Origin of the sequence: uncultured Sphingomonas sp. (genome assembly GCF_964243315.1) — a bacterium.
GTDB lineage: Bacteria > Pseudomonadota > Alphaproteobacteria > Sphingomonadales > Sphingomonadaceae > Sphingomonas.
The window spans coordinates 1-10,291 of record NZ_CAXTEM010000078.1; the positions used below are offsets into that span (position 1 = coordinate 1).

Sequence of the window (10,291 nt, forward strand, 5' to 3'; positions counted from 1 at the left end):
TCACCGAGGTGATGCGCGAGGGGACGATCTTGCCACGCTCGGACACGAAGCCCTGGAGCAACCGGACGTCCTTATAGTCGATCCGGGGGGCATCCTTGGCCGAGAACGGGCAGCTCTTGCGGCGGCGGAAAAACGGGCGGGCCATCAGTTCTGCTCCCCAGCGAATGCTTCGTCACGGTCACGGCGCGGACGGTCACCACGGTCGGGACGATCGCCCCGGCCTTCACGACCACCTTCACGGTCGCCGCGGCGCTCGCGATCGCGCTCCTGCTTGCGCATCATCACGGTCGGGCCCTGCTCCAGCTCATCGACCTTGACGGTCATGTAGCGGATCACGTCCTCGTTGATCTGGGTCTGGCGCTCCAGCTCCAGGATCACGCTGCCCGGTGCTTCGATCTCGAGCATCACGTAATGTGCCTTGCGGTTCTTCGCGATCCGATAGGCGAGGCTGCGAAGACCCCATGACTCGGTCTTGACGACCTTGCCCTGGTTATCCTCGACGATTCTGGTGGCGGCTTCCGCCAGCGCGTCCACTTGCGCCTGTGCCAAATCCTGGCGCGCAAGGAACACGTGCTCGTAAAGAGCCATGCTGCTTCCTTAATTGGCCGATCGCTGACGCCGCCCCGTGCGGTCGCCCCTCCGGCTGTCGTTCAACACACAAAAGCGGAAAGGCTCGCGCCCTTCCGCTCTCGATGTGATCGTCTTACCCGTTTCCGCGCAATTTGCAACCTGTTCCGCTTATCGGAAGATGCCCGAGAAGACCTGGGCGATCACGTTGCCGTTGCCGCCGACCAGCACCGCGTCGTTGCCCGAGCGTACGTAGCGATAACCGCGGGGCGGCGCGCGCAGGCCGCGATACTGGCGGTAATCGATCTGCCGATAGTTGCGCGCATACCGCTGGTCGAAGCGCTGGCCCTTGCGCCAGTTGCGATATTCCGGCTGGCGGACGACGCGGCGCTGGGTGACGACGGTGCGACCGTTCGCCTTCTGGCGGATCACGGTGGTCTCGCGATCGCGCTGCGGCGCTGCTTCGGCGGCGGAGACCGCGAGCGGGCTGGCGATCAGGGTCGCTGCGATCGCGCTGAGGATCAACTTCTTCATAATATTTTCTCCCGTGTCGTACGGCGCCGGCATCGCGGCGTCGAAGCCATATCTAGGCGTCGACTGTCGCGAACCCGTCCCGATCATTGGGCCAAATAGTCGCGACTTGTCGCAACGCCGTCCGCTTCGTTCAGGTTGCATCGCCGCGGCGGGCTGCCTACTCCGCGCGCCCAGTCGCCGCAGGGCGGATCATGACGGAGAGGTACTATGCGCGCCTTCATCTTTCCCGGTCAGGGGAGCCAATCGGTCGGCATGGGCCAGGCACTCGCCGCCGCCAGCCCTACCGCGCGCGAAGTGTTCCAGGAGGTTGACGATGCACTCGGCCAGCGGCTGTTCCGGATCATGGGCGAAGGCCCGCCCGACGAACTCACCCTGACCCAGAACGCGCAGCCCGCGATCATGGCGAACGCGATCGCGACGCTGCGCGTGATCGAGCGCGAGGGCGGCATCCGCCTGGCCGACAAGGCGGATTATGTCGCGGGGCACAGCCTCGGCGAATACACCGCGCTGTGTGCGGCGGGTGCGATTGATCTCGCGACGACCGCGCGACTGCTCAAGCTGCGCGGGCTGGCGATGCAGGCGGCGGTGCCGGTCGGGCAGGGCGGGATGGCCGCACTGCTCGGGGCCGATCTGCGGATCGCCCAGATGATTGCCGAAGCCGCGGCGGAGGGCGAGGTCTGCACCGTCGCCAACGACAATGATCCGACGCAGGTGGTGATCTCCGGCAGCAAGGCCGCGATCGACCGCGCGATCGCGCTCGCCAAGGATCACGGGGCGAAGCGCGCGATCGCGCTGCCGGTCTCCGCGCCATTCCACTGCCCGCTGATGCAGCCCGCCGCGGATGCGATGGCGGCGGCGCTCGACGAAGCGCGGATCGATGCGCCACTGGTGCCGGTCTACGCCAACGTCACCGCGGAACCGGTCACCGACCCGGACACGATCCGCCGCCTGCTGGTCGACCAGGTCACCGGCATGGTGCGGTGGCGCGAATCGGTGCTGGCGATGCAATCGGCCGGGGTGGAGCGCTTCGTCGAGCTCGGCGGCAAGGTTCTCGGCCCCATGGTCAAGCGCATCGCGCCCGATGTGGATGCGATCAGCGTCGTGACGATGGACGACATCGAGGCGCTCGTTCGGGACCTTTAGTCCACGCAAAGGCGTGGAGAAGGTTGGTTCGCGCGGAGACGCGGAGACGCGGAGAAGAAGTGAGAGACATCGACGAGATCAGTGGCGACGTGGTCGATGTCGCCTTGCGATTGCACCGCGATCTCGGGCCCGGCTTGCTCGAGAGCGTCTATGAGACCGTGCTTGCCGGAAAACTCGCGTCGATGGGGTACGAGGTCTGCCGGCAGCGACCGGTAGACATCTCTTTCGAAGGCATGCGCTTCGATGCTGCGTTCAGGATCGATCTTTTGGTAGATGGACGCTTGATCATCGAAATTAAGTCAGTGGAGATGTTGAGTACTGCGCATGGCAAGCAGTTACTGACCTATCTCCGTCTCACCGGGCTGCCCGTCGGGCTGCTCATCAACTTCGGCGGCGCAACGCTGAAGGAGGGATTGCGAAGGATCGTCAACGACTACCGCCCCTCCGCGTCTCCGCGCCTCCGCGTGAACAAACTCTAATGGAGACCAACATGTTCGATCTCACAGGCATGACCGCCCTCGTCACCGGCGCCTCCGGCGGTATCGGTTCGGCGATCGCGCAGGCGCTGGCAAAGCAGGGCGCGCGGCTGGCGGTCTCCGGATCCAACCAGGACAAGCTGGAGCAATTCCGCGCGAGCCTGCCGGGCGATCACGTCGCGGTGCCTTGCGACCTGTCCGACGGCGCTGCGGTCGATGGGCTGGTGCCTGCGGCGGTGGCGGCGCTTGGCGGGCGGCTCGATATCCTCGTCAACAATGCCGGCGTCACCCGCGACAATCTGGTGATGCGGATGAAGGACGAAGAGTGGGACAGCGTCATCCGCGTCAACCTCGAAGCCGCGTTCCGCCTCGTCCGTGCTGCCGCCAAGCCGATGATGAAGGCACGCTTCGGACGGATCGTCTCCGTCACCTCCGTAGTCGGGCAGACCGGCAACCCCGGCCAGGCCAATTACGCCGCGTCCAAGGCGGGGTTGGTCGGCATGTCCAAGGCGCTCGCGCAGGAACTCGCCAGCCGCAACATCACCGTGAACTGCGTCGCGCCGGGCTTCATCCGCTCGGCGATGACCGACGTCCTGCCCGAGGCGCAGAAGGCGGCGTTGCTCGGGCGCATACCGGCGGGCGATCTGGGCAGCCCCGACGACATCGGCGCCGCGGTCGTCTATCTGGCGAGCCGCGAGGCCGGCTACGTCACCGGCCAGACGCTGCACGTGAATGGCGGCATGGCGATGATCTGACGGGACCATCTGATACTTGCCACGTGAACGACCCCGTTCTACGTGCGTTCAGGAATTCCAAACCCCAAGATCGAAAGAGGGAATGACATGAGCGAGACCGCCGACCGCGTGAAGAAGATCGTCGTCGAGCATCTCGGCGTCGAAGCCGACAAGGTGACCGAGGATGCCAGCTTCATCGACGATCTCGGCGCAGACAGCCTCGACATCGTCGAGCTCGTCATGGCGTTCGAGGAAGAGTTCGGGGTAGAGATTCCCGACGACGCCGCCGAGAAGATCGCGACCGTGAAGGACGCGATCACCTATATCGACGAGCATAAGGCGTAAGGGCCGGGGCCTGAGGACCAGCGCCTGGGCCCGCCCGTAAGGGCAGGATATGAACGGCTTTCCGTCCCCGTGATCGAGGGCGGGGAGCCGTTTTTCGTAGGAAGACCTGAGTTTAGGAGCTTTGCATGCGGCGCGTTGTCGTAACCGGATTGGGGATGGTCACGCCACTCGGCGCGGACGTCGAGACCGTGTGGGCGAACATCCTCGCCAGCAAGTCGGGCGCTGGCCCGATCACGCATTTCGACGCTAGCAACCAGAAGTGCAGGATCGCGTGCGAGGTGAAGCCAAAGGATCATGAATACGGCTTCGATCCCGACAAGCGCGTCGACCACAAGGTCCAGCGCCAGGTTGATCCCTTCATCATCTACGGCATCGATGCCGCCGGGCAAGCGCTCGAGGATGCGGGTCTCGAGGACATGGACGAGGCGCTCAAGCTGCGCACCGGCGTCTCGATCGGCTCGGGCATCGGTGGCTTGCCGGGCATCGAGATCGAATCGATCAACTTGCACGAACGCGGTCCCGGCCGGGTCAGCCCGCATTTCGTCCATGGTCGCCTGATCAACCTGATCAGCGGGCAGGTTTCGATCAAATACGGCCTGATGGGTCCCAATCACGCGGTCGTTACCGCCTGTTCGACGGGCGCGCATTCGATCGGCGATGCGGCGCGGATGATCAAGGACGACGACGCGGACATCATGCTGGCGGGCGGTGCCGAGAGCACGGTCAACCCGCTCGGTGTGGCGGGGTTCGCGCAGGCGCGCGCGCTCAACATGAGCATGAACGATCGTCCCACCGAAGCCAGCCGGCCCTATGACAAGGATCGCGACGGCTTCGTGATGGGCGAGGGCGCCGGCGTCGTCGTGCTCGAGGAATATGAGCACGCGAAGGCACGCGGCGCGAAGATCTATGCCGAGGTCGTCGGCTATGGCCTGTCGGGCGACGCCTATCACGTCACCGCGCCGCATCCCGACGGCAAGGGCGCCGAACTCGCGATGCGGATGGCGCTGCGCAAGGCGGGGATGGAGCCGTCGGACATCGACTATATCAATGCTCATGGCACTTCGACGATGGCCGATACGATCGAGCTGGCGGCGGCGAAGCGGGTGTTCGGCGACGATCTGTCGGGCGCGTCGATGTCGAGCACGAAGTCGGCGATCGGGCATCTGCTCGGCGGCGCGGGTGCGGTCGAGAGCATCTTCTGCATCCTGGCGATCCGCGACCAGATCGTGCCGCCGACGCTCAACCTCGACAACCCGGACGAGGGGACCGAAGGCGTCGATCTGGTGCCGCACACCGCCCGCAAGCGCGAGGTGAAGGCGGTGCTCAACAACAGCTTCGGCTTCGGCGGCACCAACGCCTCGCTGGTGATGCGCGCGGTATAGCGCCGGCGCATGCGCAAGCCGGGCTGCCTCATCCTGATCATCGGCCTCGTCGCGATCGCGGCGGCGCTGTTCGCGTGGCGCGACTGGCGCGGGGCAGGCCCGGCGGTGCGGCCGCTGTCGGTGCAGATCGCCGAGGGCAGCAGCCTCGCCGGCGCTGCGACCGAGCTCGAGCGCGCAGGTGCGATCGGATCGGCACGTCGCTTCCGCCTTTATGCGCGGTTCCTCGGCTCGGGCGAGCCGATCAAGGCAGGCGAATACGGCATTCCGGCGAAGGCGAGCCCGGCCGAGATCCTCGCGATGCTCCAGGGCGGCAAGGTTCGACAACGGCTGGTCGTCGTGCCCGAGGGCTATCCGTCGGTGATGGTCGGCGAGATGCTCGCGCGTACCGACGGTCTCGCCGGTCCGGTCCCGCCGATCGCAGAAGGATCGGTGCTGCCCGACGGCTACGCGTTCCAGCGCGGCGACACCCGCGCGGCGTTGGTCGCGCGGATGCAGAAGGCGATGCGCGATTACCTCGCGGCCGCCTGGGCCAAGCGCAAACCGGGCATCGTCGTGACTTCCCCGCGCGAGGCGATCATCCTCGCCTCGATCGTCGAGAAGGAAACCGGTAAGCCCGCCGAGCGCACGACCGTGGCGGCAGTGTACGGCAATCGCCTGCGCGTCGGCATGCCGCTTCAGGCCGATCCGACGGTGATCTACCCGATCACCAAGGGCAAGCCGCTCGGCCGCCGTATTTTGCGCTCCGAACTCACTGCGAAGAACGGCTATAACACCTATGCCGAGCGGGGCCTGCCCGCGGGCCCGATCGCCAACCCCGGCCGCGCCGCGATCGATGCGGTGCTGTCGCCGGCTGCCAGCAAGGCGCTCTACTTCGTGGCGAACGGCACCGGTGGGCATGTGTTCGCCGACACGCTGGAACAGCACAACGCCAACGTGAAGAAATGGTACGCGATCAGGCGCAGCCGCGGCGAGATGTGATTGGGAGCTCCGGTGTTGCTGCGAACGCAGGAACCCAGAGTTAAAAGCGTACCCTGCATGGCCCTGAGCTCCCGCGTTCGCAGGAGCACGGTGCGGCGGTTGAGAACCGCACGCCCTTTCAGATCACCCCCGCAACGCGTTCGCCGCCCGCGCTTTCATCTCCACCTCGGCCATCGTGCCACCGGTCACCCAGCTGCCGCCGACGCACAGCACCGGCTTGAACGACAGCCATTCGGGCGCGCTCGCTTCGGTGATGCCGCCGGTCGGGCAGAATTTGCACTGGTAGAACGGCGCCGCGAGCGCCTTCAGCGCCTTCAAGCCGCCACTCGCCTCGGCGGGAAAGAATTTGAAATGCGTCAGCCCGAGGTCGAGCCCGCGCATGATGTCGCCCGCATTGGCGATGCCCGGCAGAAACGGCACGCCGCTTTCCAGGATCGGCGTAGCCAATCGGTCGCTCAGCCCCGGCGAGACGATGAACTCCGCGCCCGCGTCCATCACCGCGGCGAACTGATCGGTGTTCACCACCGTGCCGGCGCCGACGATCGCGCCCGGCACCTTCTTCATCTCGATGATCGCGTCGATCGCCGCGGGGGTTCGCATCGTTACCTCCAGCACGCGCAGCCCGCCCGCGACCAGCGCCTGCGCTAGCGGCAGCGCGGTGGCAGCGTCGTCGATCACCAGTACCGGGATGACGGCGCTGGTCTGCATGATGTCGGCGATGTCGGTCATGAATGCTCCTGGGCGAAGGCGGCCGCGGCGCCGAACAGGCCGGGCTGGGGATGGGTGATGAGCTTGACCGGCATCGCCGCCATCAGCGACTGGAACCGGCCTTTCGCGACGAAACGCTGGTCGAAGCCCGACCGTAGCAGGCGGTCCTTGATCCGCAGGCCTAGCCCGCCCGCGATGACCACGCCCATGGCGCCGTGCGCCAGCGCCAGATCGCCCGCCACCGCGCCGAGCGCCAGGCAGAAGCGGTCAAGCGCGGCCAGCGCGATCGAATCCGTGCCTTCAAGAGCTTCGGTCCAGATCGTGCGATCGTCATGCGTCGCCATCGGCCGACCCTCCATCGTCGCCAGCGTCTCGTAGATCGCGACGATGCCAGGTCCCGAGCAGATCCGCTCGGTCGACACGCGGGTGAAGGTGCGGCGCAACCGCTGCACGAACGCATCCTCGATCCCGTCGAGCGGCGCATAATCGATATGCCCGCCCTCCGTCGACAGCACGTGATAGCGATCCGCGGTCTTCAGCACCTGCGCGACGCCGAGCCCGGTGCCCGGGCCGCAGACCGTGGTGACGCCGACCGCCGGTAGCGGGGTATCAGGCCCGCAGAGATGCACGAAATGCTCCTCCGGCAGCTGCGCGACCGCATGGCCGACCGCGCCGAAATCGTTGATCACGGTATAGGTGTCGGCGCCGAGCCGCTCGGGGATCAGAGATTGGCGGATGATCCAGGGATTGTTGGTCAGCCGGATCACGTCGCCCGCGATCGGTGACGCGACCGAGATCGCGGCGCAGCGGGGCAGGGGCTTGCCATAGATCTTCTCGAACGCCTGCCACGCGGTCTGCAAGCTCGCATGATCCGCGGTCTTCTGGGTCACCGGTTCGCCGAGCGACACGACGCGCCCACCCTCGACCTCCGCGATCGCGAAGCGGGCATGGGTTCCGCCGATATCGGCGCAGACGACTTGCATGTTGCTCTCCAGATTTCGTTCGTCAGTCCGGCCGATGCGCCGTCAGAGTCCGGCCCCCGCCAGCATCGCCGACGCGCCCTTTTCGGCCTCGTCGGCCAGGCCGCGGAACATCCCGAACAATTCCCGGCCCATCCCGATCGCGGCCGGCGGATCGGCAGCCAGCGGTCGTGCGGCCCATTCGGCCTCATCGACCAGCGCCTCCAAGATGCCGTTGACCGCGTCGACCCTGATCAGGTCGCCATCGCGGATCTTGCCGATGGCGCCGCCGCCCAGGGCCTCGGGCGAGCAATGGATCGCGCAGGGCACCTTGCCGCTCGCGCCCGACATCCGCCCGTCGGTGACCAGCGCGACCTTGAAGCCGCGGTTCTGGAGCACCCCGAGCGGCGGGGTCAGCTTGTGAAGCTCGGGCATGCCGTTGGCGCGCGGACCCTGGAACCGCACCACCACGACGACGTCGCGTTCCAGTTCACCGCGCCGGAACGCCTCGATCACGTCGAGCTGGTCGTCGAACACCTTCGCGGGTGCCTCGATCACCCAGCGTTCCTGCTCGACCGCCGACACCTTGATGCACGACCGCCCGATGTTACCGGCGAGGATGCGCATGCCGCCATCGGCGGAGAAGGGCGCATCGACCGACCGCAGGATAGTCTCGTCGCCGCTGTCGCCGACCGGCTGCCACGCCAGGCGGTCGCCCTCGATCACCGGCTTTTCGGCGAACGCGGAGAGATCGTCGCGCGCGATCGTCATGATGTCACGGTGGAGATAGCCGCCGGCGATGAGCTCGCGAACGACATAGGGCATGCCGCCCGCCGCCTCGAACGCGTTCACGTCGGCGGATCCGTTGGGATAGACCCGTGCGATCAGCGGAACCGCGCGCGACAGCCGGTCGAAATCCTCCCAATCGATCACGATCCCCGCCGCCCGCGCGATGGCAGGGACGTGGAGCAGATGGTTGGTCGATCCGCCGGTCGCGAGCAGCCCGACCGCGGCGTTGACGATCGCGCGCTCGTCGACGCAGTGGCCGAGCGGGCGATAGTCGTTGCCGTGCCAGCCGATCTCGGCGAGCCGGTGGACCGCCGCGCGGGTCAGTTCCTGGCGCAGCTTGGTGCCCGGATTGACGAATGCTGCGCCCGGCATGTGCAGGCCCATCACCTCCATCATCATCTGGTTGGTGTTTGCGGTGCCGTAGAAGGTGCAGGTGCCCTTCGAATGATAGGCCGCGATCTCCGCGTCGAGCAGTTCCTCGCGCTCTGCAAGACCCTCGGCATAGCGTTCGCGGACCGCGGCCTTCGCCTTGTTGGGCAGGCCGGTCGGCATCGGCCCACCGGGGATCAGCACCATCGGCAGATGCCCGAAGCGCAGCGCGCCCATCAGCAGGCCCGGCACGATCTTGTCGCAGATGCCGAGCAGCGCCGCGCCCTCGAATGTGCCGTGGCTCAGCGCGATCGCGGTCGACAGCGCGATCGTGTCGCGGCTGAACAGCGACAGCTCCATGCCCGGATAGCCTTGGGTCACCCCATCGCACATCGCCGGCACGCCGCCCGCGACCTGTGCGGTGGCGCCGGCCTCGCGCGCCCACACCTTCATCAGCTCGGGATAGCGGTAATAGACCGCATGCGCCGACAGCATGTCGTTATAGGCGGTGACGATGCCGATGTTCATGCCGGCACCGGCCTTCATCGTGTCGCGATCTTCCTCGGTCCCCGCATAAGCATGGGCGAGGTTCGCGCAGCCGAGCGATGGCCGCCGCGCGCCGTTCTCGCGCTCGCGCCCGATCAGCGCGAGATAGGCCGCGCGGCTATCGCGCGACCGTTCGATGATCCGGTCGGTGACCGCGACGACGTCGGGGTTCATCGGCATCGTCGTCAGGCCGCCCAGTGGATGTCGACCGGCAGCTCGACGTCCGCCAGCACGCGCCCGATCGGGTAAGCCGATCCCGCGCCCTGCTTGATCGCGGCCTCGATCACCTTGCGCTTCTCCGCGCCGGTCACCGCGATCAGCAGCGCGCGTGCGGTGACGATGCCTTCGCGGCTCAGCGTGACCCGCGGCACCGGCGCCTCGGGCGGCAGGGGATCGGGCATGACGCCGAGGGCGCGACGCTCGCGCGGGCCGGCCAGCGCCTCGTCGAGGTCCGGCCCGGGGAAGATCGACGCGGTGTGCCCGTCGCCGCCGACGCCGAGCAGGCACAGGTCGAGCGGCCAGTGCAGGTCCTGCATCAGCGCGTCCGCCGATCGGCCCGCGGCCTTGTAGTCCGCGGTCGCGGTCGGGACGATCGGCATCACCCGCGCGCCCTTGGGAATGAACGCCTTGGCGATCATCGTCACGTTCGACAGCGGATCGCCGAGCGGCACCACCCGCTCGTCGGTCGGCACGATCGTCACCCGCTTCCAGTCGAGCTTGGCGGCGGCCAGCTTGGCGTAGATCGGCACCGGCGTCTTGCC

13 protein-coding genes are annotated in these 10,291 nt (G+C 67.1%); 6 read left to right on the forward strand and 7 right to left on the reverse strand.

Annotated features, from left to right (window positions below; genetic code table 11):
* The 3 genes from rpsR to ACFE77_RS14915 form a co-directional block, all read right to left on the reverse strand.
* A partial coding sequence (gene rpsR / locus ACFE77_RS14905; protein WP_375422447.1) for a 30S ribosomal protein S18 occupies nucleotides 1–145 on the reverse strand: 145 nt, incomplete at its 3' end.
* A complete protein-coding gene (rpsF, locus tag ACFE77_RS14910; protein WP_375422436.1) occupies nucleotides 145–588 on the reverse strand; it encodes a 30S ribosomal protein S6 in 444 nt (147 codons plus the stop codon). The genes rpsR and rpsF, both read right to left, overlap by 1 nt.
* A gap of 150 nt (nucleotides 589–738) precedes the next feature.
* Nucleotides 739–1,101, reverse strand: a complete 363-nt coding sequence (locus ACFE77_RS14915; RefSeq protein ID WP_375422437.1) for an RcnB family protein — start codon at nucleotides 1,099–1,101, stop codon at nucleotides 739–741.
* A gap of 207 nt (nucleotides 1,102–1,308) precedes the next feature.
* Between ACFE77_RS14915 and fabD the strand changes: the two genes are divergently transcribed.
* The 6 genes from fabD (at nucleotide 1,309) to mltG (ending at nucleotide 6,159) form a co-directional block, all read left to right on the forward strand.
* Nucleotides 1,309–2,244, forward strand: a complete 936-nt coding sequence (gene fabD / locus ACFE77_RS14920; RefSeq protein ID WP_375422438.1) for an ACP S-malonyltransferase — start codon at nucleotides 1,309–1,311, stop codon at nucleotides 2,242–2,244.
* 59 nt (nucleotides 2,245–2,303) lie between these two features.
* Entirely contained in the window at nucleotides 2,304–2,723 is a 420-nt protein-coding gene (locus ACFE77_RS14925; RefSeq protein ID WP_375422439.1) for a GxxExxY protein, read from the forward strand.
* 11 nt (nucleotides 2,724–2,734) lie between these two features.
* Nucleotides 2,735–3,475 (forward strand): 3-oxoacyl-[acyl-carrier-protein] reductase, encoded by a 741-nt coding sequence (fabG, locus tag ACFE77_RS14930; RefSeq protein WP_375422440.1) that lies wholly within the window; start codon nucleotides 2,735–2,737, stop codon nucleotides 3,473–3,475.
* 87 nt (nucleotides 3,476–3,562) lie between these two features.
* Entirely contained in the window at nucleotides 3,563–3,799 is a 237-nt protein-coding gene (locus tag ACFE77_RS14935; RefSeq protein ID WP_031393971.1) for an acyl carrier protein, read from the forward strand.
* A gap of 125 nt (nucleotides 3,800–3,924) precedes the next feature.
* The gene (fabF, locus tag ACFE77_RS14940) at nucleotides 3,925–5,181 is read left to right on the forward strand and encodes a beta-ketoacyl-ACP synthase II (protein ID WP_375422441.1); all 1,257 of its coding nucleotides are present in this window, start codon (nucleotides 3,925–3,927) and stop codon (nucleotides 5,179–5,181) included.
* Nucleotides 5,182–5,190: 9 nt separating this feature from the next.
* Nucleotides 5,191–6,159: an endolytic transglycosylase MltG gene (gene mltG / locus ACFE77_RS14945; RefSeq protein ID WP_375422442.1), complete on the forward strand. Its 969-nt coding sequence runs from the start codon at nucleotides 5,191–5,193 to the stop codon at nucleotides 6,157–6,159.
* Nucleotides 6,160–6,282: 123 nt separating this feature from the next.
* Here mltG and eda read toward each other — a convergent pair whose 3' ends face one another.
* From eda to ACFE77_RS14965, 4 genes are all read right to left on the reverse strand, one after another.
* Nucleotides 6,283–6,888: a bifunctional 4-hydroxy-2-oxoglutarate aldolase/2-dehydro-3-deoxy-phosphogluconate aldolase gene (eda, locus tag ACFE77_RS14950; RefSeq protein ID WP_375422443.1), complete on the reverse strand. Its 606-nt coding sequence runs from the start codon at nucleotides 6,886–6,888 to the stop codon at nucleotides 6,283–6,285.
* The gene (gene glk / locus ACFE77_RS14955; protein ID WP_375422444.1) at nucleotides 6,885–7,850 is read right to left on the reverse strand and encodes a glucokinase; all 966 of its coding nucleotides are present in this window, start codon (nucleotides 7,848–7,850) and stop codon (nucleotides 6,885–6,887) included. Before glk ends, eda begins: the two co-directional genes overlap by 4 nt.
* Before the next feature lie 42 nt (nucleotides 7,851–7,892).
* Nucleotides 7,893–9,704 (reverse strand): phosphogluconate dehydratase, encoded by a 1,812-nt coding sequence (edd, locus tag ACFE77_RS14960; RefSeq protein WP_375422445.1) that lies wholly within the window; start codon nucleotides 9,702–9,704, stop codon nucleotides 7,893–7,895.
* Between the two features lie 11 nt (nucleotides 9,705–9,715).
* On the reverse strand, nucleotides 9,716–10,291 hold a 576-nt coding region (locus ACFE77_RS14965; protein ID WP_375422446.1), incomplete at its 5' end, for a 6-phosphogluconolactonase.

Bases quoted from the DNA above. Each gene is read 5' to 3' on its own strand.
- fabD (WP_375422438.1), top strand. From the start codon at position 1,309: ATGCGCGCCTTCATCTTTCCCGGTCAGGGGAGCCAATCGGTCGGCATG.
- rpsF (WP_375422436.1), bottom strand. From the start codon at position 588: ATGGCTCTTTACGAGCACGTGTTCCTTGCGCGCCAGGATTTGGCACAG.
- fabF (WP_375422441.1), top strand. From the start codon at position 3,925: ATGCGGCGCGTTGTCGTAACCGGATTGGGGATGGTCACGCCACTCGGC.
- glk (WP_375422444.1), bottom strand. From the start codon at position 7,850: ATGCAAGTCGTCTGCGCCGATATCGGCGGAACCCATGCCCGCTTCGCG.
- edd (WP_375422445.1), bottom strand. From the start codon at position 9,704: ATGAACCCCGACGTCGTCGCGGTCACCGACCGGATCATCGAACGGTCG.
- ACFE77_RS14935 (WP_031393971.1), top strand. From the start codon at position 3,563: ATGAGCGAGACCGCCGACCGCGTGAAGAAGATCGTCGTCGAGCATCTC.
- mltG (WP_375422442.1), top strand. From the start codon at position 5,191: ATGCGCAAGCCGGGCTGCCTCATCCTGATCATCGGCCTCGTCGCGATC.
- fabG (WP_375422440.1), top strand. From the start codon at position 2,735: ATGTTCGATCTCACAGGCATGACCGCCCTCGTCACCGGCGCCTCCGGC.
- ACFE77_RS14915 (WP_375422437.1), bottom strand. From the start codon at position 1,101: ATGAAGAAGTTGATCCTCAGCGCGATCGCAGCGACCCTGATCGCCAGC.
- eda (WP_375422443.1), bottom strand. From the start codon at position 6,888: ATGACCGACATCGCCGACATCATGCAGACCAGCGCCGTCATCCCGGTA.